Source organism: Rubrivirga sp. SAORIC476, assembly GCF_002283555.1.
In the GTDB taxonomy this organism is placed as follows: Bacteria; Bacteroidota; Rhodothermia; order Rhodothermales; family Rubricoccaceae; genus Rubrivirga.
The window spans coordinates 734,157-760,523 of record NZ_MVOI01000003.1 but is presented as its reverse complement, the minus strand read 5'-3'; the positions used below and the strand labels follow the sequence as shown (position 1 = coordinate 760,523).

General features: G+C 72.9%; 28 protein-coding genes. 10 read left to right on the top strand and 18 right to left on the bottom strand.

Annotation, left to right across the window (positions count from 1 at the left end; all coding sequences use genetic code 11):
- Window position 1 precedes the first annotated feature (1 nt).
- From B1759_RS05130 to B1759_RS05085, 10 genes are all read right to left on the bottom strand, one after another.
- Window positions 2-484, bottom strand: coding sequence for an NfeD family protein (locus B1759_RS05130; protein ID WP_095513957.1), 483 nt, complete (start codon window positions 482-484; stop codon window positions 2-4).
- Window positions 485-502: 18 nt separating this feature from the next.
- Window positions 503-1,882 carry a nodulation protein NfeD gene (locus B1759_RS05125; protein WP_095513956.1) on the bottom strand — a complete coding sequence of 460 codons (1,380 nt, stop codon included), beginning with the start codon at window positions 1,880-1,882 and terminating at the stop codon, window positions 503-505.
- Window positions 1,883-1,997: 115 nt separating this feature from the next.
- Window positions 1,998-2,822 carry a L,D-transpeptidase family protein gene (locus B1759_RS05120; protein ID WP_158225127.1) on the bottom strand — a complete coding sequence of 275 codons (825 nt, stop codon included), beginning with the start codon at window positions 2,820-2,822 and terminating at the stop codon, window positions 1,998-2,000.
- Window positions 2,823-2,938: 116 nt separating this feature from the next.
- Window positions 2,939-3,691 carry an HAD family hydrolase gene (locus B1759_RS05115; RefSeq protein ID WP_095513954.1) on the bottom strand — a complete coding sequence of 251 codons (753 nt, stop codon included), beginning with the start codon at window positions 3,689-3,691 and terminating at the stop codon, window positions 2,939-2,941.
- A 113-nt stretch (window positions 3,692-3,804) separates the two neighbouring features.
- A complete protein-coding gene (locus tag B1759_RS05110; RefSeq protein WP_143537270.1) occupies window positions 3,805-4,209 on the bottom strand; it encodes a hypothetical protein in 405 nt (134 codons plus the stop codon).
- Window positions 4,210-4,214: 5 nt separating this feature from the next.
- Window positions 4,215-5,762, bottom strand: coding sequence for a M1 family aminopeptidase (locus B1759_RS05105; RefSeq protein ID WP_095513952.1), 1,548 nt, complete (start codon window positions 5,760-5,762; stop codon window positions 4,215-4,217).
- A complete protein-coding gene (locus B1759_RS05100) occupies window positions 5,759-6,142 on the bottom strand; it encodes a DoxX family protein (protein WP_095513951.1) in 384 nt (127 codons plus the stop codon). The genes B1759_RS05105 and B1759_RS05100 overlap by 4 nt, the downstream gene beginning before the upstream one ends.
- Before the next feature lie 222 nt (window positions 6,143-6,364).
- Entirely contained in the window at window positions 6,365-7,204 is an 840-nt protein-coding gene (locus B1759_RS05095) for an enoyl-ACP reductase (protein ID WP_095513950.1), read from the bottom strand.
- Between the two features lie 67 nt (window positions 7,205-7,271).
- Complete coding sequence (locus B1759_RS05090) at window positions 7,272-7,673, bottom strand: response regulator (RefSeq protein ID WP_095513949.1); 402 nt, start codon at window positions 7,671-7,673, stop codon at window positions 7,272-7,274.
- Window positions 7,674-7,773: 100 nt separating this feature from the next.
- Window positions 7,774-8,607 (bottom strand): inositol monophosphatase family protein, encoded by an 834-nt coding sequence (locus B1759_RS05085; RefSeq protein ID WP_095513948.1) that lies wholly within the window; start codon window positions 8,605-8,607, stop codon window positions 7,774-7,776.
- Window positions 8,608-8,678: 71 nt separating this feature from the next.
- On the opposite strand from B1759_RS05085, the gene B1759_RS05080 reads away from it, so the two are divergent.
- The 6 genes from B1759_RS05080 (at window position 8,679) to B1759_RS05055 (ending at window position 12,782) form a co-directional block, all read left to right on the top strand.
- Window positions 8,679-9,371 carry a hypothetical protein gene (locus B1759_RS05080; RefSeq protein ID WP_095513947.1) on the top strand — a complete coding sequence of 231 codons (693 nt, stop codon included), beginning with the start codon at window positions 8,679-8,681 and terminating at the stop codon, window positions 9,369-9,371.
- Window positions 9,368-10,117: a biotin--[acetyl-CoA-carboxylase] ligase gene (locus B1759_RS05075; protein WP_095513946.1), complete on the top strand. Its 750-nt coding sequence runs from the start codon at window positions 9,368-9,370 to the stop codon at window positions 10,115-10,117. Before B1759_RS05080 ends, B1759_RS05075 begins: the two co-directional genes overlap by 4 nt.
- The gene (locus B1759_RS05070; protein WP_095513945.1) at window positions 10,114-11,085 is read left to right on the top strand and encodes an NAD-dependent epimerase/dehydratase family protein; all 972 of its coding nucleotides are present in this window, start codon (window positions 10,114-10,116) and stop codon (window positions 11,083-11,085) included. The genes B1759_RS05075 and B1759_RS05070 overlap by 4 nt, the downstream gene beginning before the upstream one ends.
- A 95-nt stretch (window positions 11,086-11,180) precedes the next feature.
- Window positions 11,181-11,687 (top strand): biotin/lipoyl-containing protein, encoded by a 507-nt coding sequence (locus B1759_RS20435; protein ID WP_095513944.1) that lies wholly within the window; start codon window positions 11,181-11,183, stop codon window positions 11,685-11,687.
- Window positions 11,688-11,736: 49 nt separating this feature from the next.
- Window positions 11,737-12,438 (top strand): dipeptidase PepE, encoded by a 702-nt coding sequence (gene pepE / locus B1759_RS05060; RefSeq protein WP_095513943.1) that lies wholly within the window; start codon window positions 11,737-11,739, stop codon window positions 12,436-12,438.
- Between the two features lie 11 nt (window positions 12,439-12,449).
- Entirely contained in the window at window positions 12,450-12,782 is a 333-nt protein-coding gene (locus B1759_RS05055; protein WP_095513942.1) for a YbjQ family protein, read from the top strand.
- A gap of 31 nt (window positions 12,783-12,813) precedes the next feature.
- Here the strand turns inward: B1759_RS05055 and B1759_RS05050 are convergent, their stop codons facing one another.
- Window positions 12,814-13,368, bottom strand: a complete 555-nt coding sequence (locus tag B1759_RS05050) for a hypothetical protein (protein ID WP_143537269.1) — start codon at window positions 13,366-13,368, stop codon at window positions 12,814-12,816.
- 66 nt (window positions 13,369-13,434) lie between these two features.
- On the opposite strand from B1759_RS05050, the gene B1759_RS05045 reads away from it, so the two are divergent.
- Window positions 13,435-14,199, top strand: coding sequence for a hypothetical protein (locus B1759_RS05045; RefSeq protein ID WP_143537268.1), 765 nt, complete (start codon window positions 13,435-13,437; stop codon window positions 14,197-14,199).
- A gap of 239 nt (window positions 14,200-14,438) precedes the next feature.
- Here B1759_RS05045 and floA read toward each other — a convergent pair whose 3' ends face one another.
- The 7 genes from floA to dtd form a co-directional block, all read right to left on the bottom strand.
- A complete protein-coding gene (gene floA, locus B1759_RS05040) occupies window positions 14,439-15,410 on the bottom strand; it encodes a flotillin-like protein FloA (RefSeq protein ID WP_095513939.1) in 972 nt (323 codons plus the stop codon).
- A gap of 42 nt (window positions 15,411-15,452) precedes the next feature.
- Window positions 15,453-15,956 (bottom strand): cyclic pyranopterin monophosphate synthase MoaC, encoded by a 504-nt coding sequence (gene moaC, locus B1759_RS05035; protein WP_095513938.1) that lies wholly within the window; start codon window positions 15,954-15,956, stop codon window positions 15,453-15,455.
- A 148-nt stretch (window positions 15,957-16,104) separates the two neighbouring features.
- Window positions 16,105-17,100 (bottom strand): GTP 3',8-cyclase MoaA, encoded by a 996-nt coding sequence (moaA, locus tag B1759_RS05030; protein WP_095513937.1) that lies wholly within the window; start codon window positions 17,098-17,100, stop codon window positions 16,105-16,107.
- 192 nt (window positions 17,101-17,292) lie between these two features.
- Window positions 17,293-19,455 carry a winged helix-turn-helix domain-containing protein gene (locus B1759_RS05025; protein ID WP_233134386.1) on the bottom strand — a complete coding sequence of 721 codons (2,163 nt, stop codon included), beginning with the start codon at window positions 19,453-19,455 and terminating at the stop codon, window positions 17,293-17,295.
- A 531-nt stretch (window positions 19,456-19,986) separates the two neighbouring features.
- Window positions 19,987-20,637 carry an NAD(P)H-binding protein gene (locus B1759_RS05020; protein WP_095513935.1) on the bottom strand — a complete coding sequence of 217 codons (651 nt, stop codon included), beginning with the start codon at window positions 20,635-20,637 and terminating at the stop codon, window positions 19,987-19,989.
- A 7-nt stretch (window positions 20,638-20,644) separates the two neighbouring features.
- The gene (locus B1759_RS05015; RefSeq protein WP_095513934.1) at window positions 20,645-22,306 is read right to left on the bottom strand and encodes an amidohydrolase; all 1,662 of its coding nucleotides are present in this window, start codon (window positions 22,304-22,306) and stop codon (window positions 20,645-20,647) included.
- Window positions 22,307-22,356: 50 nt separating this feature from the next.
- Window positions 22,357-22,812 (bottom strand): D-aminoacyl-tRNA deacylase, encoded by a 456-nt coding sequence (dtd, locus tag B1759_RS05010; protein WP_095513933.1) that lies wholly within the window; start codon window positions 22,810-22,812, stop codon window positions 22,357-22,359.
- 155 nt (window positions 22,813-22,967) lie between these two features.
- Between dtd and B1759_RS05005 the strand changes: the two genes are divergently transcribed.
- Genes B1759_RS05005 through B1759_RS04995 form a run of 3 tightly spaced genes read left to right on the top strand, consistent with a single transcriptional unit; the run spans window position 22,968 to window position 26,330 of the window.
- Window positions 22,968-24,533, top strand: a complete 1,566-nt coding sequence (locus B1759_RS05005; protein WP_095513932.1) for a cell wall metabolism sensor histidine kinase WalK — start codon at window positions 22,968-22,970, stop codon at window positions 24,531-24,533.
- Entirely contained in the window at window positions 24,526-25,215 is a 690-nt protein-coding gene (locus B1759_RS05000) for a response regulator transcription factor (RefSeq protein ID WP_095513931.1), read from the top strand. The genes B1759_RS05005 and B1759_RS05000 overlap by 8 nt, the downstream gene beginning before the upstream one ends.
- Window positions 25,212-26,330 (top strand): glycoside hydrolase, encoded by a 1,119-nt coding sequence (locus B1759_RS04995; RefSeq protein ID WP_095513930.1) that lies wholly within the window; start codon window positions 25,212-25,214, stop codon window positions 26,328-26,330. The genes B1759_RS05000 and B1759_RS04995 overlap by 4 nt, the downstream gene beginning before the upstream one ends.
- Window positions 26,331-26,367 lie beyond the last annotated feature (37 nt).

Below are 26,367 nucleotides of genomic sequence, written 5' to 3'. Positions count from 1 at the left end.
CCTACCCCTCCTCCATGCGCACCAGCACGCGCTGGCGGTTGAGGGCGACCACGCGGACGGCACTGCCTGCGGCCACGAAGGCACCCTCCGTTTCCACCTCGACGCGCTCGCCTCCGAGGTCGGCCACGCCACCGGGGCGCAGCGGCGTCACCGCGGTGCCGGTTTTGCCGAGCAGGCGCGACCGCGACTCGACCTCCACCGCGTCCTCGTCGGCGTCGCGGCGGAGGCTGTCCGACAGCACGAACCGGTCCCAGGCGCCGCTGTCGTAAAGCAGGTACGCCATGCCGCCCGCGGCCAGCAGCGTCGCCGCCAGCGTGCCGACGCCGCCCACCGGGCCGAACTCGGCGAATGCCACCACCACGCCCACCGCGGCTCCCAGCACGCCCATCACGCCGACCACGTTGAAGCCGGGCACGACGGTCACCTCGACGGCCACGAGGGCGAGGCCGACCAGGATCAGGGCGATGGGGACGAGGAGTTCCATGGGGTGCGGGCGCGTGCCCTACGATACCGCGCGAACCACGACGACGGCGCCGCGCGACCGGACGACCTCGACGGAGGCGCCCGCGTCCACGAACGGACCCTCGGACACCACGTCCACGCGGCGGCCGTCGATCTCGGCCGTGCCCGACGGGCGGAGGCCGGTCAGCGCCAGGCCCGTCTGCCCGACGAGGTCCTCGGCGGTGTCGGCCGAGGTGTATCCCGAAGCGGCGGAGAGGTCAGGGACCAGCACGAGTCGGTTCAGCCGTTCCGACCGGGGCAGCACCTTGCTGAGCGACACCGTGAACAGGACCAGCAGGACGAGGGCGGCCGCGAGCGTGGTCGTGGCGCGGGCGATCTCGCCGTCGCTCGGGAAGTCGAAGCCGACGTTGGGTATGAGTGCCACCAGCAGCGCGCCCAGCACGAGCACGAGGCCGCCGATGCCGAACACGCCGAAGCCCGGCGTCACGAACACCTCCACCAGCAACAACCCCACGCCGACTGCGAACAGCGCGATCTCCCAGCTCTCGACCAGCCCGAGCAGGTAGTGAGGCGCGAAGAAGAGCGCCGCGCCCACCAGCGCGACCGCGCCCGCGAACCCGACGCCGGGCGTCTGGATCTCGAAGTAGAGCCCGCCCATCATCATCATGAGCAGCAGCGACGCCAGCACGGGCGAGCCGAGGAAGCGGAGCACCTGCTCGGCGCGCGTCGCCGCGTGGTCCTCCTGCGGGTTCTCGGCCGCCCCCAGCGCCGCGACCACGGCGTCGGCGGACGGGAGGGCGGCGTCGGCGATGCCGAGGCGGAGGGCCTCGTCGGTGGACACCGTCAGCAGCGTCCCCTCGGGGCTGACGCCGGGGATGTCGATGGTCTCGTCCACCATCGCCTCGGCGATCTGGGGGTCGCGGCCGGTGGCCTCTGCAGTGGCGCGCATCAGGCCGCGCGTGTAGCTCTGGATCTTCTCGGGCGCGTATTCGCCGGTCTGGTTGACGGCCGTCGCCGCGCCCATCGAGGCCCCGGGCACCATCACGATCTTGTCGTTGGCGTAGGCGATCAGCGCCCCCGCCGAGGCCGCGTTGCGGTCGATCACGGCCACGGTCGGCACCGGCGACGACAGGATGGCCTTGCGGATCTCGTCGGCCGCGTCGAGCAGCCCGCCGAACGTGTCGATCTGGAAGATGACGACCGACGCCGAGTCGGCCTCAGCATCGGAGAGGGCGCGCAGGACGTAGGCCGCGAGCGCGTTGTCGATCATCCCGTCGATCTCGACGCGGTAGACGGGGCCGTCGCCGAGGGGGGCGTCGAGCGCGAGCGCGGCCGTGGAGGGCTGGGCCGAGGGGCTCGCGCCGACGAGCGCCAGCAGGAGCAGGGCGAGGCCGGTCGCGGCGGTGCGGAGAGCGGACATGAAGGGGAACGGATCGTGTCCCCGGGGTACGTCCGCCGCCCGACCGGTGTTGCGGAGGCGCCTGCCCCGCGCGGCCCTGTCCGCCTCGGTCCCGACGTGCGAGACCCCGACGGGGCTACGGCTCGATCACGACGGGCGTGCCCACCTGCACGATCCCCCACAGCTCGTCCATGTGGACGTTCCGGAGGGCGACGCAGCCGCGCGTCCACGCCCGCTGGCGGCCCGACCCGTGGCCGTGGATCTCGATCAGCCCGCCCAGCGGCGTGTTCATGGGCGGCTCCAGGCCTTGCTGGTCCGCCCGGAGGATGGTCTGGTACTGCGCCTGCGTGATGATGCCCTCCTGGACGCCGCGCAGCGCGTGCGTCGGGCCGGGATAGCTCAGCACGAACGCCCGGTAGTAGCTCGACGCATCGTTGAGGCGCGTCACGAAGAAGGTGCCTTCGGGCATCCGGTAGTGGTCGAGCTCCTCCTGGCCCGATCGGCGGACCTTGTCCTCGGGGCTCACCGAGACGTCGGACGGGTACTCGTAGAGCAGCTCGGCGCCGCGGTAGACGTAGGTCGTCCGGTCGCTCTTGTCGATGCGGATCCAGACGTTCGAGAGCGCCGACGCCTGGACGTAGCCGCGCTGGTCGCCATACTGAACGAGCCACCACGGGTCGGCCGGGGTCGGGGCGGACGGGTCGGTGGAGGAGTCGAGCACGCGGACGCCCTCGCGGGTGCGCAGCGTCGTGAGGAGGGGAGCCGAGGCCCAGGGCGCGGAGCGCATCGGGACGCCGCGCCGCGTCACGTAGTAGGCCGGGGCCGTCTCGGCGTCGAACACGCCCGAGGAGGCGGTCCGGTCCTCGGCCTGTGGCGTGGCGACGGCCATCGCCTCCGAGGAAGCCTGCGCCCAGACGGGCGCGGCGAGGGCGAGCAGGACGAGGGCGGCGAGGCGGGGCATGGCGGTCGGCGGGGCGGGCCCAAGGTATCGGCGACGGGGCCGCATCCTCCACACGAACGGCGCGCGGATCGCCCATGATCGGGCGCAGGGTCTCGCAAACGTGACGAGCGCGGTGCTTATTCCGCGACGCCGTTGTGGGCGAGGCAGGCGCGGTAGGCCTCGAGCACGCCGCCGAGCACGGCCGCTTCGGTGACCACGTCGGCCGCCGCGTGGGCGGTCTCTGCGCCGTTGGCCGGGGCGAAGCCGAGGCCTGCCGCGGCGATGGCGGGCGCGTCGCCGTTGGTGTCGCCGATGAAGGCCACCTCGGCCATCGACAGGCCCTCCTCACGGGCGACCCACTCCAGGGCGAGAACCTTCGTCAGGTCGTGCGGCACCACGTCCACGGAGTAGGGCGTGTGGTAGGCGGTCAGGTCCAGCCCGGCGTCCGAGACGAAGGCCTCGATCTCGGGCAGGAAGGTCTCGCACTCGCCCACGACCGGGCTCACGATGCCCGACTGGGTGCGCTTGCCGTAGTCGAACGAAACCGTCGGGGAGCGGTGGACGATGTGCTCCAGCATGAACGCGCGGCAATGGTCGAGCGCGGCCTCGGTGCCGGGCGTGAGGGCCGGGTTCCAGGTGATGCGGGCGTCGGCGAGGTCGAACCGGCCGCCGCCGCTCTCGAACAGGGCGGGCGCGCGGAGGCCCAGCGCCTGGGCCATGGCCTCGACGTAGGCGTAGCTCCGCCCGGAGCACAGACCGAGGCGGGGGACCCGGTCGTCGGTTTCGGCGCGAAGGCCCCAGTCACGAAGCCGCCGGAAGCCGTCCAGGTCGAACGGCACGTAGGGTTCGCTGAGACAGCCGTCGATGTCGGCGAGGAAGAGACGGATCATGGGATGGTCAGCGGTCAGCGGTCAGCGGTCAGCGGTCAGCGGTCAGCGAAGATGCCCCGACCTGGGCGCGTGGTGGGGCGCCGCGTGTCGTGTCCGCCAGGATTGCACATCTCCTACCGTCGGGCGAGCCGGCCGAGCCCTTCACGCACGCCGACGGACACGGCCGCGCAGCACCAGATGAGCCCGACGGCCAGCGGAGTCGATGCGAGGCTCGGCAGGGTACAGAGTCCGATCCCGAACAGCGCCGTGAGCCAGACCGCGAGTCGCCTCCGAGGCACCTGTCGAACGCGCTCGCGAGCGAGGACCGCATTGGCCACGAACGACAGGCCGACCCACAGCCAGAACCCGACCTGCCAGAGGAGGCCTCGTCCGACATCTCCATTCCATCCCTCTACGGCGCCCCAGACCGCCTTGGCAGCCTCGAACACCGTCACATAAACGACCCCCTGAAGGAGCGTCCACCCGACCGCACGGCTCAGGGCCTCGACGTGACGGGCCGCGCGCGATCCTCCCCTCATCGGGGTCACCGCTCGACGGTCAGCAACACGCCCGACGCCTCCACGGTGGGGCGGCCGTCGCCAGGGGGCGTGAACACGCCGTCGGTGGCGGGAACGAACCACGCCTGGTCGCCCTGGCGGACGTAGACCTCGAACGGGACGCCGTCCAGGGTGCCGCGGTCGCCTTCGACAGACCAGCTGAGCGTGCGCGTGTCGCGGTCCCAGCGGGTGCGGAGCGTCGGCAGGCCCTCGCCGTGGACCCAGACGTCGAACAGCCTCTGGAGATCGCGCCCGGAGGCGGCCTCCAGCGCTTGCTGGAACGCGTCGGTCGAGAGCGGCCGGTCGGCGAAGTCGGCCTGGATCTGGCGGAGGGCGCCGAAGAAGACGGCATCGCCGAGGGTGAGGCGGAGCAGGTGGAAGACCGCGCCGCCCTTCTGGTAGACGGTCGGGGAGAGGACGTCGGCGGGGTCGGCGTAGGTCGTCGGCACGAGGCGGCGGGCGGCGTCCTCGGGCGAGATCTCGCGCGACATGAGCGTCCGGAAGCGGCGCCCGGCTTCCAGGCCGTCGAGGCGCTGGTAGACCTCCGTGGTCAGGTACGTCGCCGCGCCCTCGCTGAGCCACAGGTCCCGCCAGTCGGCCGGGACGACGGCGTTGCCCCACCACTGGTGGACGATCTCGTGGGTGTTGACCTCCTCGATGGGGTTTCGGCCCTCCGCGTCGGTGCTGTAGAGTTCGGCGCGGAGGAAGGGGGCCGCGGCGTTTTCCATCCCGGCGTAGGCCATCGGCACCTGGACAGTCGCATAAGAGGCGTACGGGTACGGCCCGAGTACCTCGGCGAGCGTGGCGAGGATGGCGGGCGTCCGCGACAGGCGGCTCGCGAGCCCGGCGTCGGCGGCGAGGAGGGCGTGGCGGATGGGCACGATCCCGTCCTGCTCGGTGACGGTGAAGTCGCCGGCGGCGAAGGCCCACGTGTAGGGCGGCGCGTCTTCGTCGAGTACGAAGCGAGCGTGGCGTTGGCCGCCCGCGAGCGAGTCGCCGACGGCGCGGCCGGAGGCCATGACCTCGACCGCCTCGGGCACGACCACGGTGAGGTCGAGGCGGGCGGGGTCGGAGGGGTGCTGGACGGCCGGGAGCCAGCCCGCCGTGCGGTCCGGCCAGCCGTCGGTGTAGACGACCGTCTGCCCGGCGCCCTCGTCGGCGTAGAGCCCGGCGGCGGGGATGCCGCGGTAGACGACCTCCACGAGTGACGGCGACGACACCCCGGCGACGGGCACGTCGAGGGCGTCGCCCTCGCGCCAGAACAGGACCGCCTCGCCGTCGACGCGGACCGTGAGGACCTCCAGGGCATCGTCCAGTCCCAGCACGAGCGTCCGCATCGTGTCCGGGTAGGCGATGTCGAGCGACGCCGTGACGCCGATCTGGCGCGTCTCCGGGTTGAGCAGCACCTCGGCCCGCACGTCGCGCACGTCGACGCCGGGCTGGGGCGCGGGCGCGTCGACGCCGTCGTTCTCTGCTGGCCCGCCGCCGCAGCCGACGAGGAGGAGGACGGCGGCGAGGGCGGAGAGGCGAGTCACGGTCGGCTGGCCCAGAGCACCCAGGCGATGAGGACGAGTTGGAGCGGCAGCCGGGCCAGCAGCAGCCAGCGCGGCGCGAGCCGCCGGAAGCGCTCGGACTCCCGCGCCATGTACAGGTTCGCGGGGAAGACGGCCACGAGGAGCGCGACGAGCCCCCACCCGGCCCACGGGCGCACCGCGGGGACCAGCAGGCCGAGGCCGCCCAGGATCTCGGCGGCGCCGGAGATCAGGACGAGGGCGCGCGGCGCGGGCAGCGACGGCGGCACGATGGCCTCGAACATCCGCGGCTTGAGGAAATGGAGCAGCCCCGTTCCGATGAACACCGATGCCAGGAGGATGGACGAGAGGTCCCGGAGGAAGAGGACCGGGAGATCGTTCATGGTCGCCTCAATGTCGAGGAAGGTCCAGTCCGTCGCCGAGCGCTTCTCAACTCAACGCCGTCACTCCCGCGAACGCCGGGACCCATGCGGGGCCTGTTCTGGGCGGACTGCATCCTATGGAGTGCCGCGTGCGCGGGAGTGACGGTAGGGGGGGAGGTCGAGCGCGAGCGTCGCCCTCCTGCCCGCCTCGGTGCCGAGGCGGAGGGAGTCGAGGCGAGCCGTCTACGCGTCGTCGCGGATCTTCATGTCGGTCAGGCCCTCGACGAGCGCGTCCGAGATGCCCATCGCCGAGAAGCCGCCGTCGTGGTAGAGCGTCTGCATGGTCACCATGCGCGTGTAGTCGCTCAGCAGGGTGACGCAGTAGTCGGCGCAGGAGGCCTGGTCGGCGTTGCCGAGGGGGGCGACCTTCTCGGCGAACTCGAACATGGCGTCGAAGCCCGAGATGCCGCCGCCGGCGGTCGTCCGGGTGGGGCTCTGCGAGACCGCGTTGATGCGGATGCCGCGGCGCCCGAGGCGGTAGCCGTAGCTGCGGACGATCGACTCCAGGAGCGCCTTCGCGTCGCCCATCTCGGAGTACTCCGAGAACACGCGCTGGGCACCGATGTAGCTCATCGCGAGCACGGAACTGCCGTCGGAGAGCGCGTCGCCGCGGAGGGCGGCGGCCACCATGCGGTGCAGCGAGATGGCCGAGATGTCGAGCGACTTCTGGTACCAGTCGTAGTTCAGCTCCTCGTACGCCCGGTTCTTGCGGACGTTGACGCCCATGCCGATGGAGTGGACCACGAAGTCGAGCGGCCCGCCCAGGATCTCGGTCGACTCGGCGAAGAGGCGGTCCATGTCCTCGTCCGAGGTGGCGTCGGCGTAGAGGATCTCGCTGCCGCCGGTGGCCTCGGCCAGCTCGGCGATCTGCCCGAAGCGCTTTGCGACGGGCGCGTTGGTGAGCACGAAGCGGGCGCCCTCGCGGTGGGCGGCCTCGGCGAGCGCCCAGGCGATGGAGTTGGGGTCGAGGGCGCCGGAGATGACACCGGTCTTGCCGGCGAGGAGCCCGTTGGAGTCGGCCATGGGGGAGGGAAGTCAGAGGGGCCGTCAAGCTACGCCCCGCCGACACCCTCTCGCGGGGTGCCTTCGCTCAGCCCGAGGAGCCCGGGGTCGTCGCCTCCATCAGCAGCGCCTCCACCGCCGTCAGCATCTGGGCCTTCAGGACGGGCTTCGAGAGGTACGCGTCGAAGCCTGCTTCGAGGCACGCCCGGCGGTCCTCGGGTGACGCGTGGGCCGTCAGCGCGAGCGTCGGCAGGGCCGCCAGCGCGGGGTCGGCGCGGAGGTGGCGGACCAGGTCCAGCCCCGACATCCCTCCCTGGTAGTTGATGTCCAGCAGCGCCGCCGCGATGCCTCCCTCCTGGATCCGGGCGAGCGCCGCCTCGGCTGACAGCGCCGTCACCACCTCGTAGTCCTTGCGGAGGTAGATCGAGAAGAGCTTGCAGTTCTCCGGATAGTCGTCGGCGACGAGCAGGGTCGGGCGCGGGGCAGACATGGGGCTGAGTGGTGGGGCCGAGGTATCGGCGCCGGACCGGGTCTGCTGAAGGCATCCGGGGCGATCTGTGCCCAAGTGCTCGCGTTTCAAAAGGTTCGGCTCAGATGTTCTCTCGTTCGATGCATGTGCGGCGGTAAGCAGGGCCAAGGGGGGCCGTGGCGGCGCGGAGGGCGTCGGCGATGCCAGGCGCGGCGGCGACGAGGCCGCCCGTCGTCACAGGGTCGGCGCCGTCCCAGAGGCCGGTCACCTCGCCGCCCGCAGCCTCTACCAGCACGACACCTGCCGCCACGTCCCACGGGGCGAGCCCGGCCTCGAAGAAGCCGTCGAAGCGGCCCGCGGCCGTCCACGCGAGGTCGACCGCCGCGGCGCCGTGGCGGCGCAGGCCGCGGGTGCTCCGCATCAGCGCTTCGGCGGCCTCCAGGTAGCCGCCGAGGTAGCGGAAGTCGCGAAACGGGAAGCCGGTCGCGATCAGCGCGTCGTCGAGGCGGGTGGTGACGGACACGGTCGTGGGCACGCCGTCGACCGTCAGCCCCTCGCCGCGGACGGCCGAGAACAGCTCGTCGTGCGCCACGTCCAGCACCACGCCCATCTGGCCGATGCCCTCGACGCGCAGGCCGATGGAGACGGCGTACGGCGCGACGCCGTGCGCGAAGTTGGTGGTCCCGTCCAGCGGGTCCACGATCCAGACGCGGCCGGTGTCGAGGTCGATGCTGCCGTCGGCGCCCTCTTCGCCGACCAGTACGTCGTCGGGGAACGCGGCCCGGAGCGCGTCGAGGACGATCCGCTGCGAGCCCTCGTCCACGAACGAGACGAGGTCGTGGACGCCTTTGGCGCGGAGGTCGGCGGCAGAGAGCCTCCCGGCGTGGGGGCGGATGAAGGCAGCGGCGGCGCGGGCGGCGGCCTCGGCGACGCGGCGCTCGGAGTCGAAGGGCATGTCGGATGGGGAGCGGAGGCCTGCAACCCTGCGCCGGGGGGCGGGTTCTGAGCGGACTCCCCCGCCTGCCCGTGCGCCTGCTCCTCCTCGCCCTCCTCCTCGTCGGCTGCGCCGACCCGGCGCCCGGCGCCCTCGACGGCGACCCCGAAGCGCTCCGCCTGCTCGCCTTCGTGGACGCCTCCGCCGTCGCCGACGCCTTCGCCGACCTCGACTCGACCGCCTACGACGCCGACCTCGTCGTCACCCAGTTCGCGCCCGATGGACGTCCGATCGGCCGGGAGACGGTGAGCCTCCAGCGCCGCGCCGACGGGACCGCCGTGGAGCGCTCGGGTACCGGCACGCTGGCAGAAGGCGACGACGAGGCCCCGGCTCTCCGCGACCCTATCGCCCAGGCTCTCTCCGACGACCCGCCCTACCTCGACCCGGTCGCGGGCGAGGCCTACCGGCGCACGCTCCTCGGCGACACGACCATCAGCGGTGCGCGCTTCCGTCTGGTGGAGGCGGTGCTGACGGACGCCGGCAGCGAACTGGGCGTCCGGCGCGTGTGGGCGGCTGTGGCCGACGGCGGCCGGGTCGCCGCCATCGAGGTGGAGCGCCACACGCGATCGGTCCTGTTCGATGAGGACAGCCGGGTCCGCGTGGACCTCGCGCCGCACGCAGGCGGCTGGGCGCCCCGGACCCTCGCCACGGACACGCAAACCGACGTGCCGCTGTCGGGCGCCGCCCATGTCCGCACGGAGTGGACGGTTCGGATGGGGGAGTGACTGCGACGGCTCTCGGCACGCCGATCCGGCACCTCGCCTCGGTGGCGTCCACGATGGATGAGGCCGCGCGCTGGGCCGCCGAAGGCGCCCCGCACGGTGCCGTCGTGGTGGCCGAGCGCCAGCACGGTGGCCGCGGCCGGCACGGTCGCGTCTGGGCTTCGGCGCCCGGCCAGAGCTTGCTGCTCACCGTCGTCCTCCGCCCGTCGCTTCCCGCCGAGCGCATCGGGCTGATCCCGCTCGCCGCCGGGCTGGCCGTCGCCGAGACGGCCGCCGCCTTCGGCGCCGACGCGCGCATCAAGTGGCCCAACGACGTCCGGGTGGGGGGGCGGAAGCTGGCGGGGGTGCTCGCCGAAACGACCTGGTCCGGCGGGCGGGCGCGCGTGCTGCTGGGCGTCGGGCTGAACGTCGCGCAGGACGCCTTCGCGCCGCCGCTGGACGCGACCGCCACGTCACTCCTGCTGGCGACCGGCCAGCCGGTGCCGCGCCTCGCGCCGCTGGAGCCCCTCCTCGCCCGCCTCGGGGACGCGCTGGAGCAGGCCGAGGCAGACCCCGTCGCGCTCGTCGCGGCCGTCGAGGCGAGGATGGAAGGGAGGGGAGGGCGCGTCGCCGTGCGCGATCCGGCGAGTGGGCGCATCGTCGCCGAGGGGCGCGTCCTGGGACTCGCCCCTGGCGGTGCCCTCCGTCTCGCCACCGAGGCGGGCGAGGTCGAGGTCGTCGCGGGCGAAGTCACCCTCGCCACGCCATGATCCTCGTCACCGGCGCCACCGGCTTCGTCGGCTCCGCGCTCGTCCGCCAGCTGGTGGGGGAGGGGGAGGCGGTCCGCATCCTGCGGCGGCCCACCTCGTCCCTCGACCTCCTCGGCGACACCGCCGGGGCGGTCGAGCACGCGCTGGGCGACGTGACGGACATGGACGCGGTGGTCCAGGCGATGGCGGGCGTCGGCACGGTCTACCACGTCGCCGCGGTGATGGCGTTCGGCGGGCGGGCCGAGCGATCCATGCGGCGGGTCAACGTGGGGGGGACCGCGAACGTGGTCAACGCGGCGCTGATGGCGGGCGCCGAGCGACTCGTCCACACGTCTAGCATCGCAGCGCTGGGGCGGGCGCTCCACCCGACGGGCCTCATGGACGAGACGGCGGAGTGGACGTCCTCACCCACCAACACGGCCTACGCGGTCAGCAAGCGCGATGCCGCCCTGGAGGTCCGGCGGGGCGTGGCCGAGGGCCTGGACGCGGTGACGGTCTGCCCGGCGCTCGTGTTCGGGCCGGGGCGCTCGGGCGAGGGCACGTTCGCGCTGGCCGAGCGCGTCGCTGCGGGGCGCGTGCCGATGGCGCCGCCCGGCGGCACCGCCGTCGTGGACGTGGCCGATGTGGCGACGGGCCTCCGCCTCGCCGCTCGGGCAGGCGTCTCGGGCGAGCGGTATGTGCTGGCGGCCCAGAACCTCCTCTGGGCCGACATCCTCCGAGCGCTCGCCGAGGCGGCCGGGGTGTCTCCGCCGCGACGGGTCGCTGCGCCCTGGATGCTCCGCCTCGGGGGCGCGCTCGCCGAGGTGGGGGCGGCGGTCCTCCGCTCGGAGCCTGCACTCACCCGCGCGACTGCCCAGAACGCGTCGGCGACCTACCGCTACGATGGGTCGAAGGCGGCTCGGGACCTCGGACTGACGTACCGATCGTTCGAGGAAACCGCGGCCCGGGTCGCGTCGGCGCTGGGGTAGGCGTCTGGCGCTCGCAGCGACACCCTCCGCGCTCTCGCCGAGACAGCGGCGCTCTGGGCGGCGGAGCCGAGCGCGCCGTGCTCGTAGCTTTCCCCATGGCCCTCCACCCCCGCACCGGCGAGACCGCCCTCTCCATCGACCGCGCCGACGGCACGGTCACCGTCGATGGCGACGCGGCCGACGCCCGCCTCACGCCGCTCCGTCAGTCCGACCGCGCCGAGACGGTTCTCCTCGTCGTCGATGGCCGCCCACGCGTGGTGACCGTCGAGCGCGAGGGCGCCGCCACGCGTGTCTGGGTCGACGGTGCCCCCATCGAGGTCGACCTCCGCACCGACGCCGACCTGCTCCTCGAACGCTTCGGCCTGGACGTGGGCGACGCGGCGGCCGACCGCGAGATCCATGCCCCGATGCCGGGCCTCGTGCTGCGCGTCCTGGTGGCCCCCGGCGACATGGTCGAAGCAGGCCAGGGGGTCGTCGTGCTGGAAGCGATGAAGATGGAGAACGAGCTGACCGCGCCCGCCGCAGGCACCGTCGCCGCCGTCCACGCCGCGCCGGGCGATGCTGTCGCCAAGAACGACCTGCTCGTCGAAGTGGACGTGTGAACCGCGTGGCCGAGCCGGCGCCGTCGCCCCTTTCCTTGCTCCCGTCCCCATGCGCGCGCTTCTCCTGAGCAACTCGACATCGCCCGGTCATCCGTACCTTGTCCACGCCCGCGACTGGATCGCCGAGGCCATCGGCGACGCCCGGCGCGTGGCGTTCGTGCCGTACGCCGCCGTCACGTTCTCGTATGACGAGTACGTCCGCCGCGTCCGCGAGAGGCTCGACGGGCTGGGGCTGGAGATCGAAGGCGTCCACACCGCGGACGACCCCGTCCGCGCGGTCGCCGAGGCGGAGGCGGTGCTCGTCGGTGGCGGCAACACGTTCCACCTGCTACGCGAGATGCATCGCCTCGGGCTGGTCGCGGCCATTCGAGAGACGGTGGGGGCCGGAGCGCCGTACGTGGGCTGGAGCGCAGGGGCCAACGTCGCCGCGCCGACCATTCGGACGACCAACGACATGCCCATCGTGGAGCCGCCCTCTTTCGACGCGCTCGGTCTCATCGGCTTCCAGATCAATCCCCACTACACCGACGCGCACCCGCCGGGCCATCAGGGCGAGACGCGCGCCCAGCGGCTCGCCGAGTTCGTCGCAGCCAACCCCGCCGTGCCGGTCGTCGGCCTGCCCGAAGGGACCGCGTTGCGCTTCGTCGGCGCGGACGTGTCGCTGCTCGGGGCCGAGCGCGCCGTTCTCTTCGACCGTCACTCCGCCGAGGGCCGTCCCGTAGACGCGGGCGAGATCTCCTCCCTTCGCTGACCCATACCGCCATGTCGCGCCCTCTCGTCCCCATCACCTCCGCCGACCACATCCCCGGTCAGACGATCGTCGAGCACCTCGATGTGGTCTATGGCAACACCGTGCGCGCCAAGCACGTCGGTCGGGACGTCATGGCCGGGTTCAAGAGCCTCGTGGGCGGGGAGATCCGCGGCTACACCGAGATGCTCCGCGATGCGCGCGACGAGGCGCTGGATCGCATGATGCAGGACGCCCTCGACGTGGGCGGGGAGGCGGTCATCAACGTCCGGTTCACGACCAGCATGGTGGGGCAGGGCATGGCCGAGATGATGGCCTACGGGACGGCGGTCCGGTTCGAGCCGTAGCCCGCTCGCCTCGGTCCCGAGGCGGGGGCGGTCAGGCCGGGTCCGCCTCCTGCGCCGCCTTCTGGGCGAACGCCGTGACGAGGCGGGCGAGGGCGGCCACCACGTCCACGAGGCCGGTCTCGGCCAGCCGCGCATCGGGCGAGGTCGGCAGCTTGGGAGGCGAGATGCGGCCCATCCAGAGCGGCATCTTCTCGCGCAGGAGCGACGGGCCGGGGAAGCGGCCAGGGGCGAGGTGCATGCCGTAGAAGGCCGCCTTGCGGTCGAGGCGCGCGTAGACGCTCTGGTCGGGCGCGACCTCGCCCTCGGCCCCCGAGGCGACCACCTGGGCCCCCAGCAGGAAGTCGTGGTAGAGGAACGGCAACTCGGCGAGTGCCGGGCCGACGGCGGCCAGCGCGTCCGGCCGCTCGCGGAGCCCCACCTCGGCGGCGCGGGCGGTGACGGTCGCGACCAGCGTCAGCGTCTCCTCGGCGACGAGACCCGGGTCGGCCTGGTCGGTGAGCACCGGCAGGACGGCGCGGACGACATCCTGCGTGACGGACAGGGCCGCAGGGGCGGCGAAGGCTGCCACACGGGCAGCGAGGGGCAAATCAGGAGATGCGGGCGACATAAATTAGGCGGAAGCGCTTTTCAGTTTGAGTGATGGGTTGACTGGGTGGACAAGGGGGAAATAAATAAGGTGCTCACCTACCTGGGCCTCATGAAGCACCCCTCGATCCTTGTCCTCGCGCTCGTCCTGAGCGTCCCTAGCGTTCTCGCCCAGCCGGAGGTCTCGCTCGGCGCCGACCTCGTCAGCCGCTACGTCTGGCGCGGGCTCGACTTCGGCCAGTCCGCGGCCGTCCAGCCCTCCATCGAGGTCGGCGTGGGCGGCTTCTCCGCGGGCACCTGGGGCTCGTTCGGCATCACGGACGCCAACGCCAACGAACTCGACCTGTACCTGAGCTACGCCGTCGGCCCGGTGACGGTCGGCGTGACCGACTACCACTTCCCCGGCGTCGGCCTCGACCCCGGCACTGAGAGCACCTCGGACTACTTCAACTTCGACGACGGCGGCGGCGGGCATACGCTGGAGCCGTTCGTGAGCTACCAGGGCGAGGCGGTCCCGCTCTCGCTGACGCTGGCGACCAACGTCTACAACGACCCCGACTACTCGACGTACCTGGAGGCGGGCTACGGCTTCGCCGTGGGCGGCGTCGACCTCGGGCTGGCCGTCGGCGCGGTGTTCGCGCTCGACTCGGCGGACGGCACGCAGGGCTCGGGCTACTACGCCACGAGCAATGACGCCGCGATCACCGTGCTGTCGCTGACGGCAGCCAAGGAGGTCCCGATCACGACCGAGTTCGCGCTGCCCGTGTTCGGCCAGTACGTCGTCAATCCGGAGACGGAGCGCTCCTTCCTGCTCTTCGGCATCAGTCTGTAAGGGCCCGACCGGAACGTCCATGCGCAGGGAGGAGCCGGACCGAGCCGGCGCCGGCCTGGAAGCGCGAGGCACGAGCCTCGGCGATGGAGCGCGACGCCGGACCGTGACCGTGCAACCAGGCGACCCCGCGAGGACGTTTCGGACAGGACCCATGCTCGGGACGGCACAGCACGACGCCCGACCGACGGATTGGACCGTCGGCCGGGCGTTCGTGTGTGGAGCCATGAGGGCTACGGCGATCAGCTCTGCTGCTCGGTGCCCTTGGGACCGCCGCCGATGGCCGTCCGCATCTCGGTGTCGGCCTCGATGTTGCGGAGGTTGTAGTAGTCCATGATGCCGAGGTTGCCCTGGCGGAAGGCCTCGGCCATCGCCTTCGGGATCTCGGCCTCGGCCGCGACGAGGTTGGCGCGCTGCTCCTGCTCGGAGGCGACGGCCGCCGCGCGGCGCTCCTCGGCCTTGGCCCGTGCGACCCGGAGGTCGGCCTCGGCCTGGTCGGTCTGGAGCTTCGCCCCGATGTTCTCGCCGACGTCCACGTCCGCGATGTCGATGGAGAGAATGTCGAAGGCCGTGCCGTTGTCGAGCCCCTTCGAGAGCACCGTCTTCGAGATGTTGTCCGGGTTCTCCAGCACCTGCGCGTGCGTGGCCGACGAGCCGATCGTGGACACGATGCCCTCGCCGACGCGGGCGATGATGGTCTCCTCGCCCGCACCGCCGACCAGCCGCTCGATGTTGGCGCGTACGGTCACCCGCGCGATGGCGCGCACCTGGATGCCGTCCTTGGCGATGGCCGAGATCGGCGGCGTCGTGATCACCTTCGGGTTGACCGACACCTGGACCGCCTCGAACACGTCGCGGCCCGCCAGGTCGATGGCGGTCGCCCGCTCGAACGAGAGGTCGATGTTGGCCTTGTCGGCCGAGATGAGCGCGTTGACGACCTGCTGGACGTGGCCGCCCGCGAGGTAGTGCGCTTCGAGGAGCGCGACCTGCACCGGGATGCCCGCCTTGTGGGCCGTGATGAGCGGCCCCACGATGGCCGACGGCGGCACGTTCCGCAGCCGCATGCCCACGAGGTCGCGGAAGAGGCCCAGCTTGACCCCCGAGAAGATGGCCGTGATCCACAGGCGGACCGGCACGAAGTACAGCAGCACGATCGCGAAGAGGACCGAGCCGAGGATGATGATGAGGCTGCCGACGCCGACGAGTTCGTTCATGGGAAGCAGGGATGCGGGACCGGGCGTACGCCGGAGGGGCCGCTAGTTGTTGCGCGGACCGCTCGGTCGGCGGTAGTCGCCGCTCCGGCCGCCGCTTTTGGCGAGCAGGCGGACGGCCGTGATTTCGATCTCTTTCGTGACCGACTTGCACATGTCGTAGACCGTCAGCGCGGCGACGGTCACAGCCGTCAGCGCCTCCATCTCGACGCCCGTCGGGCCGACCGTCTTGGTGATCGCGCGGATGTCCACGGCGCCCGACGCCTCGTCCAGTTCGAACTCGATCTCGACGTTCTGGAGCACCACGTCGTGGCAGAGCGGCAGCAGGCGGCTCGTCTGCTTGGCGCCGAGCACGCCCGCGACGTTGGACACCGTGAGCACGTCGCCCTTGCGGATCTCGTTCTCGCGGATGAGGTGCAGCGCCTCGGCACCGACGAGCACCCGGCACGCCGCGACCGCGGTCCGCGCCGTCGACGCCTTGTGGCTGATGTCGACCATGCGGGCCTGGCCCTGGTCGTCGACGTGGCTGAGGGTGGGGGTTTCGGTCATGGGAGCGGCGGGGGGACGCATGGCAAGATAGACGGACGGCGCGAACGGGTTGGGCTGTTCCGGGTGGACGAGCAGAAGGTGCGCCTGCCTCGGCGCCGAGGCCGACAGGGGGACCCGGAACGTGCTCGGAGCCGCGGCCTCTGGCCCCTCAGCCTCCGATCGTGATCATGGGCCGGTTGTCGGTCGCCGCGAGGACGTCCATGCCCGCGTGGGCGGCGGCCTTGCCCGCCAGCGCGGCGGTCACGAGGGCGACCACCTCGGCGTCGGTCGCGCCGGACCGGAGGGCATCCCGCAGGCTGAGCTCGCGAGCGCCGAACAGGCACACCTTGAGGGCGCCGTCGGCCGTGATGCGGAGGCGGGTGCAGCCCGCGCAGAACGGCGCCGTCATGCTCGCCACGAAGCCGACGCGCCCCCGCCAGCCGGGCCGCGTGAACGTCCGCGCCGTCGAACTGGGCGCGTCGTCGAGCGGCGTCAGCGGGCCGTGGACGGCCTCGATGGCGGCGCGCGTCGTGGTCCACGGCACCAGCTCCGTCCGGTCCCACCCGTTGCCGTCGAACGGCATCACCTCGATGAAACGGACCTCAATGGGCGCGCGTGCCGCCCACGCCGCGAAGTCCGCCGCCTCGTCTTCGTTGACGCCCTTCATGGCCACGACGTTGACCTTCAGCGACCGAGGCCCGTCGATGGCGTAGCCGAGGCCGAGCGCCGTGTCTAGGGCGCCGAGGACGGTGTCGAGGCCGGGGCGGCGGGTGATCTCCTGGAAGCGGTCGGCGCGGAGCGTGTCGAGCGAGACCGTCAGGTCCGTCAGTCCGGCGGCCCGGAGGGCGGGGAGGCGGTCTTCGAGCAGCAGGCCGTTGGTGGTGAGGGCGAGCGACCGGAGGCCGAGGCGGCCCAGGCGCTCGGTCACCTCGACGGCGTCCTTGCGCACGAGCGGCTCGCCGCCGGTCAGCCGCACTTTGTCGACGCCGGTGCCGACGAGCACACGCGCCAGCCGCTCGATCTCGTCGGTGGTCAGCATCGCCCGCGTGGGCGTCAGCGGGATGCCCTCGGCAGGCATGCAGTAGACGCAGCGGAGGTTGCAGCGCTCGGTCAGCCCGAGGCGGAGGGTCGTGTGCGGGCGCCCGAACCCGTCGGTCAGGGCCATCAGTCGTCCTTCCGGAAGATCGTCCGCGCGATGGCTACGGCCACGCCGACGGCCAGCCCGGCCATCAGCATCACCACGTACCAGGCGGTCGAATCGTACGGGATGGCGGACTCCATGGCGGCGGGCGGCGGGGGCTGAGGATAGCGTCGACGCCAGGGAGGGTTCCCTCCTCTCGCCTCCTGATCGTCGCCGTCAGTGGAAGTCCTCGACCAGCACCACGTCGCTGTCGGCGCGGTCGAGGCGGGAGAGGAGGATCCGGGAGCCGCCCGGGAAGACGCCGAGGCCGGAGTCCTCGGGCACGTCGGCGACAGCGGCGACGGTCTCGCGGTCGCCGGTGGCGGGGTCCAGGCGGACGATCGTCGCGGCGCGGTCGTAGCGCCGCTCCATCACGTACACGGCATCGCCCACGACGCTCCAGTTGGCCCAGTCGGCAGGGGAGAGGTTCACGGCGAGTTGCTCGGCCCGCACATCGCGGATCTCACCGTCGACGACCGGGAGCCGCCAGAGGCCGCGGCGGGTCGGGCGGATGACGAGCAGGCCGCCGCCGGGCGCCTCGGCCGCAGCCACGCCCCCCCCGACGGTCACCGCTTCGGCGTCGCCCCCGCTGGCGGGCACGCGGTAGATCTGCCACGTCTCGCCGCGGTTCGACGCGAAGTAGATGGCCTCGCCGTCGCGGGACCACGTCGGAGCCACGTCGTCGGCGTCCGAGTCGGTGAGGGCGCGGACGGTGCCGTCGGGAAGGACGAGGAACACGTCGGCGTCGCCGTCGGCTCGTGCGGAGACGACGAGCGTGCGGCCGTCGGGGCTCCAGCGGGGGCCGCTGACGCGGGCGCCGCCGAAGGCGGTCAGCTGCCGGGCGCCGGTCCCGTCCGCCTCGGCGACCCAGACCTCGTGGCTGCCGGAGCGCGTCGAGATGAAGGCGACACGGGAGCCGTCGGGCGCCACCGTCGGCTGACGGTCGTCGCGGGTGGAGGCAGCCACGGCCCGCTCGGCGCCGTCGGCGCTGACGGCCACGAGCTGGGAGCGGACGAGCTGGCGGGCGAAGGCGAGGCCGCCGGCGCGCCCGACCGAGGGCCCGGCGATCTCGCCGCCGTCGGTGCCGAGGGCCACCCAGCGGGGGTCGCCGCCTTCCAGCCCGACCCGCCACAGGCCCGCCGCGCCGTCGCGGTTGGCCGCGTAGATGACCTCCTCGCCGTCGGGCGTCCAGTCGAGCCCGGTGACGCCCTTCTGCTCGCGCGCCAGCCGTCGGACGCGCCCGCCCTGGACCGTCACCACGGCCACGTCCTGGCGGCCGTCGAGCTCCGTCCGCACGAACGCGAGGCGCTGGCCGTCGGGCGAGAACGCCGGGCCGAGGTCGCCGGGATACGTCGAGGCGGGGGCCGTGAGGCGCTGCGGAGGCGAGCCGTCGAGCGGCAGCAGGTGGAGGCTGAAGGCGCCCTGCCTCCCACGGCGCCCGGAGAAGGCGAGCCGGGAGCCGTCCGGGCTCCAGACGAGGTCGGTGATGGCGAGGTCGTCGGAAGTCACGAGCGACTCCTCGGGCCCGCCGCCCGCGTCGACCACGTAGACACCGCACTCACCGCCCGAGCCGCACCGGACATAGGCGACCCGGGAGCCGTCGGGGCTCCAGGCCGGGCTCAACTCGTCGGCGGGCTGCATCGTCAGACGAACCGGGGTGCCGCCCCCGGTCGCGGGCAGGACGTAGATGTCGAACTGCCGCTCGTCCTCGGACGCGCCCGGCACCCCGCCGTCCCAGGCGAAGGCGACGCGCGAGCCGTCGGGCGAGAGCGCCGGGTCCCGCTCGTCGCCGGGGAAGCTGGTCACCGGCACCGAGGCCAGCGGCCGGACGCCCGCCAGTCCGGCGCGGTAGGCCCACAGCGCCCCGACGAGGACCACGGCGACGGCGAGCAGGCCCCAGACGAGTACCACGGGGCGCGTCCGCGTGGGCAGCACCGGGCGGCGGACATCGAGGCCGGTCAGCGGCGCGGCCCCGTCGCCTTGCGGGGTGGCGATGAACGGCGTGGCGGTCAGGTCGAGGTCGAGGCCGTGCTCGACGGGGGCGATCAGCGCGTAGCCTCGCTTGCGGAGCGTCTCGACGTAGGTCGGGTTGCGGGCGCTGTCGTCGAGCGCCTTGCGGAGCTCCGAGATGCACCGCGCGAGCACGTCGTCCGTGACGACGGTGCCGGTCCAGACTTCCGCCATGAACTCGTCCTTGGTGACGGTCTCGCCGGGACGGGCGGCCATGGTGGCGAGCACCTCCATCACCTTCGGCTCGACGCGCCGCACGTCGTCCCCACGCGTGAGCCGATTCGCCATCGGCTCCGCGATCCAGTCGCCCACGCGGAAGGGGGCGGTCACGGTCGGCTGGTCGGCGGTCGATGCCGGCTCCATCTCTGACGTCGGGGGTGAAGGTCCAGGGGGCGCGATCGTGTCTGACGGACCGCGCGAAGCACCCAACGCGGCGGGGCAGCTCCATGATGCGTGCCCTACCACCGGGCAGGACTACGATACGTCCACTCCCTGTCTGCCGCCACGTTTCCGGGGGTCTGTGGGCCAGAATGGAGCAGGAGGCGGCATCTGAAGGGGCTCCCTCAGGAAACCCTCACGTCTCTCCCACGCCTTCCCCATGGTCCGGGGCCCCTCCGAGCCGCACTTTGTGATCGTTCGCCACGGGGCCACCCACCACCTCCGGGCTTCGCGGCGAACACCTTGTCTGGAACCGGGCGGGTCGGGAAATGTGAGCCTTCCCGAACCGTCCGAGGTCGCCTCCCCTCCCAATGGGCGACCGCACGGGCCGTCCCTGGCCCCGAGCCCTCGCCCCGCACGTCGTCGGGGCGAGGGCTCTTTGCGTGTGGGCTCACCCGCCTCGGCGCCGAGGCGGGCGGTGTGCTACGCGGCGATCATGGGCGTCCGCTCGCCGAAGGGGCCGGGGGTCTCGACGGCGTCGAGCATCCAGGTCGCGACATCGGCCCGCGAGATGCGGGAGGCCAGCCGGTAGCGGGAGACGGCGTGGGCCGTGCCGGTCACCGGCCCCTTCGTGAGGGTGACCGGACGGACGGCCATCCAGTCGAGGCCCGTCGCCGCGAACACCGACTCCATGCCGGAGAGATCGCGGTACGCCGCCGCCAACTGGCTGTGGCCGATCAGCCATCGGAAGAGCGGGTGCACGCGCGGAGCGCTGTCCCCCACGCCGCCCGCACTGATCGCGACGATGCGCTCGACGCCGCGCTCTGGCATCGCCTCCGCGAGGTGCTCGGCGACGCGCGTCGTGAGGTCGGGCGGGGAGGCCAGCGCCGACCACGGGTTCCAGGGCGCCGTCCGCTGGATGCCGAGCGCGGAGAGGACCGCCTCGCGGCCGACGAGGGCCCGGTCGAGGACCTGCCGGTCGAGCACGTCGCCGCGCACCACCTCGTCCGCCGCCGCGCCGTCGAAGGGCGTCGCCGGGCGGACGAGCGCGCGGACGTGGTGTCCCCGTTCTCGGGCGAGGCGGCACAGCCACCGGCCGCAGCCGCCGGACGCGCCGAGCACGAGGAGGGTCATCGGAGGGCTACTCGTCTTCTGCCTCGTAGACCGGTGTGCCGTCGATGTACGTGGCGACGACCTCGGTGTCGAGGATCGCCTCCAGCGGGACCGTCATCAGGTCCTGCGAGAAGACCACGAAGTCGGCGCGCTTGCCGGGCGCGATGCTGCCGACTTCGTCCTCCATGAAGGCTGCGTAGGCGGCGTCGAGGGTGAAGCCGCGCAGGGCCTCGGCGCGGGTGAGGACCTGGTTGCCGTACCAGCCGCCCGCGGGCATCCCGTCGGCGTCCTGACGCGTGACGGCCGCGTGGAACCCGAGCAGCGGGTCGACGCGCTCGACGGGAAAGTCGCTGCCGAGGGCGAGCCGCGCGCCGCTGTCGAGCAGTCGCCGCCACGCGTAGGCGCCCTTGAGGCGGTCGTCCCCCAGGCGGTCGCCCGCCCACGGCATGTCGCTGGTCGCGTGCGTCGGCTGCACGGAGGCGATGATGTCCATCGCGGCGAAGCGCGCGATGTCGTCCAGGGAGAGGATCTGCGAGTGCTCGATGCGGTGGCGGCCCGGCCCGCCGCCGGTGGCCGCGATGGCCGCCTCGTAGGCGTCGAGGACCTGCCGGTTGGCGCGGTCGCCGATGGCATGCGTGTTGACCTGGAGCCCGCAGGCCATCGCCGCGCGGACGGTCGCCTCGACGGCCTCGTCGGGGCGGAAGAGGAGGCCGTGGTTGCCGGGGTCGTCCGAGTAGTCTGCCAGGAGGGCGGCGCCGCGGCTGCCGAGCGCGCCGTCGGCGTAGACCTTCACCGAGCGGACGATCACGCGGTCCTCGCCGATCCCATCGGGGTAGGCGTCACAGAAGGCGCCGATCTCGCCCGGCGTGATCATGACGTAGTTGCGGATCGGGAAGCGGCCGTCGGCGGCGAACTGGCGGTAGAGCGGCAACGTGGCCAGCGGGGAGCCCGCCTCGTGGACACCGGTGAGGCCGTACTTCGAGGTCTCCGCGAGCGCCCGCGTGAGCGCCTCGGTGTAGTAGGCGAGGTCGGGCGTGGGCATCGCCTCGGCCACCAGCATCTCCGCCGCATCCACGAAGACGCCCGTCGGGCGGCCCTGGTCGTCGACGAGCACCGCGCCGCCCTCGGGCGCCATCGGAGCGGGCGCGTCCGGGTCGATGCCCGCCGCGCGCAGGGCGGCCGTGTTGGCCCAGCCCGCGTGGCCGTCCACGCGACCGAGCCAGACGGGGCGGTCCGGGAACGCAGCGTCGAGGTCGGCGCGGGTCGGGAAGGCGCCGTCGCCGCCCCAGTCGTTCTGGTCCCAGCCGCGGCCCGTGACCCAGGCGCCCTCGGGCAGGTCGGCGGCGAAGGCGACCAGCCGCTCGACGATCTCAGCGGGCGAGGTCGTCCCCACGAGGTCGGCCTGGAGGAGCGCCTCGCCGAGGCCCATCAGGTGGGCGTGCGCGTCGATCAGGCCCGGCACGACGGTCCGCCCGTCCATGTCCAGCGTGGGCCAGTCGGGGTAGGCCGCGGTCAGGGCCGCCTCTGTCCCGACCGCGACGAACCGGCCGTCCTCGACCGCGAACGCCTCGGCCGTCGGCTGGTCGTCGTCGACGGTGTAGACGGTCGCGTTCGTGGCGACGTAGCGCGCGGGCTGGGCGGCCGCCAGCGCGGGCACGAGGAACAGGGCGAGGAGAAGCAGACGGAGCATCGGGGCGGGGGAGACGGGGCGGGACTCAATATCGGTCCGTCCGTCACCGCTCACCCGGCACTCGGCGGGCGGTCCAGCCACAGCGTCACCGGGCCGTCGTTGACGAGCGCGACGGCCATCTTGGCGCCGAACACGCCCCGCTCCACCGGTCGGCCGAGGTGGGCGGACAGCGCCGCCGCGAACGCCTCGTACAAGGGTTCGGCGACTTCGGGCCGCGCCGCGCGGACGTAGCTCGGGCGTGTCCCCTTGCGCGTGTCGCCTGCGAGCGTGAACTGGCTTACGACCAGCGCCTCGCCACCGGTGTCCTGCACCGAGCGGTTCATCTTACCGTCGGCGTCGGGGAAGATGCGGAGACGCGCCACCTTATCGGCCAGCCAGTCGCCTTCCGCCTCGGTGTCGCCGTCCACCACGCCGAGCAGGATCAGCAGGCCGGGGCCGATCTCGCCGACGACCTCGTCGGCGACGCGGACGGAGGCGGAGGAGACACGCTGAACGAGGGCGATCATGTCGGACTGTGGGGGAGGGGGCGGCCGCAAGATGCCTCCGCAGAGGCGCGGCGTGGACCCTCGTCGGTCCCGTGTGTGCTTCCCCGGTGACATCTCGTGACAACCCGGGACCTCGGCCTGACAGGCGTGCGCGGGCGTCCGGCTAGTTTCGAGCCGTGACCCCGACCTCTCCCCGCGCGCTTCGCCAGCTGGCAGGCGCCCTGCTCGCCCTCGCCATCGTGCCCGCGGTGGCGTTCGCGGTGCTGCAGGGTCTCGTGCAGAGTGAGAGCGAGGCGCAGCTCGCCGAGATCCGCGATGGGCAACTCGACGGGCTCCTCTTCTCGGTCAACCAGAGCGCCTGGGACGTGGCTTCGTCGTGGGCCGAGCAACTGGCCTGGATTCGCGCCGAGGGGGCACCGACCGACCTGCTGCCCGGCCCCGTCATGGAGTTCCTGACCGAGCGTCCGGGCGTGCGCGCCGTCGTCGTCGCGGACACCGCGTTGGCCACGCAGCAGGTGCTGACGCTGCCCGGCGAGGCCGCCGACACCACGCTGGTCCTCGCGGAGGCCATCGGCCTGCCGTCCATCCGGCGCCTCGTGGCGCAGAACCAGCAGGGCTACCGCAAGCTGGAGCCCGCAACGCTGCCCGGCGGTCGGCTCGGCCTCGTGTTCGTTGCCGACGGCGCCAGCAGCCGCGACGCGATCGGCCCGCCGCGCGTGCTGTGCATGGTGATCGACCCCGACCCGTTCGTCTCGGCCGTGGTAATGCCGAAGCTCCGGGAGGTCGGCCGGGGAGGCGTCGCGTTGGGCGTGTTCCGCGGCGGCGAGCCCGTCGGGACGACCGACCTCGACTGGGCGGACGTCGAGCGCCAGCGGCCGTTGTGGCTGCTGCCCGCGACCTCCGTCGGCGCCCGCGCGGGCGCAGGATCAGTGGAAGAAGCGCTCCAGCGACGGGCATTCCAGAGCCTGGTGCTGTTCGGCGGCGTGACGCTGGTGCTCGGCGCGGGCGCGTGGTTCGCGTGGCGGGGCGTCCGCCGCGAGGTCGAGGTGGCGCGGCTCCGGGAGGACTTCGTCTCGAACGTGAGCCACGAACTGCGGACGCCGCTGGCGCTCATCCGGATGTACGCCGAGTCGCTGGCCGAGGGTCGCGTGCCGGACGACCGCAAGCCACGCTACTACGCCACGCTCGTCGCCGAGGCCGAGCGCCTGAGCCGCCTCGTCGGCAACGTGCTCCAGTTCAGCCGCTTCGAGCGCGGCACCGTGCAGATCGCCCGCGAGCCCCTTGACCTCGGCGGGCTCGTCGGGGAGATCGCCGAGCGGTATCGCGCCGTCGTCGAGCGCGAGGGGTGCACGCTGACCGTCCGCCCGGCCGACGGCCCGCTGCCCGTTCTCGGCGACCGCGACGCACTCGCGGAGTCGCTCGTCAACCTGCTCGACAACGCCGTCAAGTACGGCGGCGCGGGGCCGGTGGAGGTGTCGGTCCGGGCCGAAGGAGGGCACGCCGTCGCCGAGGTGGCCGACCGCGGCCCGGGCATCCCCGTGGCGGACCGCGAGCGCGTCTTCGACCCGTTCGTCCGCGTCCAGCCCGAGAGCGCAGACGGGCTCGTCCACACCGCCAAGGGCACCGGCCTCGGCCTCGCCCTCGTCCGCCGCATCGCCGTCGCCCACGGCGGGGCCGCCGCCGTCCGCACCCGCGAGGGTGGCGGCAGCGTGTTTCAGATCGCCCTCCCGACCCATGCCTGACCTGCCCATCCTGATCGTCGACGACGAGCGCGCCATGCGCGAGGGGCTCCGCGACAACCTGGAGTTCGAGGGCTACGCCGTCGAGGAAGCCGCCGACGGCGAGGAGGCGCTGGCGAAGGTCCTCGGCGGCACGTACCGGCTGGTGGTCCTCGACGTGATGATGCCGAAGCGGTCCGGCTTCGACGTGCTGCGCGAGGCGCGGGCCGCGGGCGTCCGCACGCCGGTGATCCTGCTGACGGCCAAGGCGGAGGAGTTCGACGCCGTCCGCGGCCTCGAATTCGGCGCCGACGACTACGTCACGAAGCCGTTCGGGCTGGGCGAGCTGCTGGCCCGCATCCGGGCGGTCCTCCGCCGCGCCGAGGCGACGCGCGGCCCCGCCCGCGACGTGATCGAGGTGGGCCGCCTCCGCGTGGACCTCGGCTCGTACACCGCCACCTCCGACGGAGACGACACGCCGATGACGCACCTGGAAGTGGAGGTCCTGCGCCACTTCGTCGCCCGCCCCGGCGCCGTCGTCACCCGCGACGAACTGCTGGACGAGGTCTGGGGCACCGACGTGGCGCCGACCGCCCGCACCGTGGACAACTTCGTCCTCAAGCTGCGCCAGAAGGCCGAGCCCGACCCGGCCCGCCCCCGCCACTTCGTGACGGTCCACGGCGTCGGCTACAAGTTCCTGCCATGAAGCGCGGCCTCCTCCTGACCCTGCTCTTTACCCTCGTCGTGTCGGTCGCCGTCACCGGGGTCGTCTACTACCTCGCCGAGCGCGGGCGCCAGGCCTTCGAGCGCGACACGAAGGACTGGGCCCTCCATGCAGACGCCGCCCGGCCGCCCTCGCCCGAGGACTGGACGACGCTGCTCGACCTGTCCGGCGCCTGGGAGGCCCGCCTCGGGGACGTCCCGGACTCCGCTGACGTCAGCAGCTGGGCGCCGATCCGCGTGCCCGGCGCCTGGGAGGACCAGGGCTACCCCGGCTACGACGGCTTCGCGTGGTACCGGACCTCGTTCTCGCTCGACGCCAAGACCGCCGACGTGGTCCGCATGGAGCCGCCCTTCCTGCTCCTCGGCCGCATCGACGACGCCGACGAGGTGTGGCTCAACGGGACGCGCATCGGCGGGAGCGGGCGGATGCCGCCGTACTACAAGACGGCCTACTTCGGCTTCCGGACGTACCGCATTCCGCCGGAGCTCCTCCGCCGCGACGCGCCCAACGACCTGACCGTTCGCGTGTACGACGCCGGGCTGGAGGGCGGCATCCTCGAAGGGCCGGTCGCCCTGGCGGTGCCGACAGCGCGCAACCCGGAGCGCATTCCCCCCGTGGCCGACCTCGCGGGCGACTGGCGCTTCTCGCCCGGCGACGACCCTCGAAACGCCGACCCCGCCACCGACGACCGCACCTGGACGTCGATCCGGGTGCCGGGCACGTGGGAGCCGCAGGGCTTCCGCGGCCTCGGCGGCCTCGCGTGGTACCGAACGAGGGTCCCGCTCTCGGTCGCGGATGCCGCGCAGGATCTCGTCCTCGTCCTCGGCCGCATCGACGACCTCGACCAGACGTTCGTGAACGGCGTGCTCGTCGGCGCGACGGGCGACGTGGAGGGGGGCGTTGTGGAGGGGCACGAGTGGCAGATCGAGCGCGTGTACCGCGTCCCGGCATCGGTGCTTCGGGAGGGCGACAACGTGATCGCGGTCCGCGTCTTCGATGGTCCGCTGGACGGCGGCATCCACGAGGGACCGGTCGCGCTGATGACGCCCGCCGCCGCCGCTGCGCGCGGCCTGTCGGTCCCCGGTGACGACCGGTGACACGACGGTGGTGGTCCGTGACGGACGCTCACGAGCG

What these genes read in the sequence shown, in the direction of transcription:
- B1759_RS04995 (WP_095513930.1), top strand. Translation starts at nt 25,212, where the DNA reads ATGAAGCGCGGCCTCCTCCTGACCCTGCTCTTTACCCTCGTCGTGTCG.
- B1759_RS05095 (WP_095513950.1), bottom strand. Translation starts at nt 7,204, where the DNA reads ATGGCCGACTCCAACGGGCTCCTCGCCGGCAAGACCGGTGTCATCTCC.
- B1759_RS05110 (WP_143537270.1), bottom strand. Translation starts at nt 4,209, where the DNA reads ATGAGGGGAGGATCGCGCGCGGCCCGTCACGTCGAGGCCCTGAGCCGT.
- B1759_RS05125 (WP_095513956.1), bottom strand. Translation starts at nt 1,882, where the DNA reads ATGTCCGCTCTCCGCACCGCCGCGACCGGCCTCGCCCTGCTCCTGCTG.
- B1759_RS20435 (WP_095513944.1), top strand. Translation starts at nt 11,181, where the DNA reads ATGGCCCTCCACCCCCGCACCGGCGAGACCGCCCTCTCCATCGACCGC.
- B1759_RS05120 (WP_158225127.1), bottom strand. Translation starts at nt 2,822, where the DNA reads ATGCCCCGCCTCGCCGCCCTCGTCCTGCTCGCCCTCGCCGCGCCCGTC.
- B1759_RS05070 (WP_095513945.1), top strand. Translation starts at nt 10,114, where the DNA reads ATGATCCTCGTCACCGGCGCCACCGGCTTCGTCGGCTCCGCGCTCGTC.
- B1759_RS05100 (WP_095513951.1), bottom strand. Translation starts at nt 6,142, where the DNA reads ATGAACGATCTCCCGGTCCTCTTCCTCCGGGACCTCTCGTCCATCCTC.
- B1759_RS05115 (WP_095513954.1), bottom strand. Translation starts at nt 3,691, where the DNA reads ATGATCCGTCTCTTCCTCGCCGACATCGACGGCTGTCTCAGCGAACCC.
- floA (WP_095513939.1), bottom strand. Translation starts at nt 15,410, where the DNA reads ATGAACGAACTCGTCGGCGTCGGCAGCCTCATCATCATCCTCGGCTCG.
- moaC (WP_095513938.1), bottom strand. Translation starts at nt 15,956, where the DNA reads ATGACCGAAACCCCCACCCTCAGCCACGTCGACGACCAGGGCCAGGCC.
- B1759_RS05000 (WP_095513931.1), top strand. Translation starts at nt 24,526, where the DNA reads ATGCCTGACCTGCCCATCCTGATCGTCGACGACGAGCGCGCCATGCGC.
- dtd (WP_095513933.1), bottom strand. Translation starts at nt 22,812, where the DNA reads ATGATCGCCCTCGTTCAGCGTGTCTCCTCCGCCTCCGTCCGCGTCGCC.
- B1759_RS05055 (WP_095513942.1), top strand. Translation starts at nt 12,450, where the DNA reads ATGTCGCGCCCTCTCGTCCCCATCACCTCCGCCGACCACATCCCCGGT.
- B1759_RS05015 (WP_095513934.1), bottom strand. Translation starts at nt 22,306, where the DNA reads ATGCTCCGTCTGCTTCTCCTCGCCCTGTTCCTCGTGCCCGCGCTGGCG.
- pepE (WP_095513943.1), top strand. Translation starts at nt 11,737, where the DNA reads ATGCGCGCGCTTCTCCTGAGCAACTCGACATCGCCCGGTCATCCGTAC.
- B1759_RS05090 (WP_095513949.1), bottom strand. Translation starts at nt 7,673, where the DNA reads ATGTCTGCCCCGCGCCCGACCCTGCTCGTCGCCGACGACTATCCGGAG.
- B1759_RS05020 (WP_095513935.1), bottom strand. Translation starts at nt 20,637, where the DNA reads ATGACCCTCCTCGTGCTCGGCGCGTCCGGCGGCTGCGGCCGGTGGCTG.
- B1759_RS05085 (WP_095513948.1), bottom strand. Translation starts at nt 8,607, where the DNA reads ATGCCCTTCGACTCCGAGCGCCGCGTCGCCGAGGCCGCCGCCCGCGCC.
- B1759_RS05130 (WP_095513957.1), bottom strand. Translation starts at nt 484, where the DNA reads ATGGAACTCCTCGTCCCCATCGCCCTGATCCTGGTCGGCCTCGCCCTC.
- moaA (WP_095513937.1), bottom strand. Translation starts at nt 17,100, where the DNA reads ATGGCCCTGACCGACGGGTTCGGGCGCCCGCACACGACCCTCCGCCTC.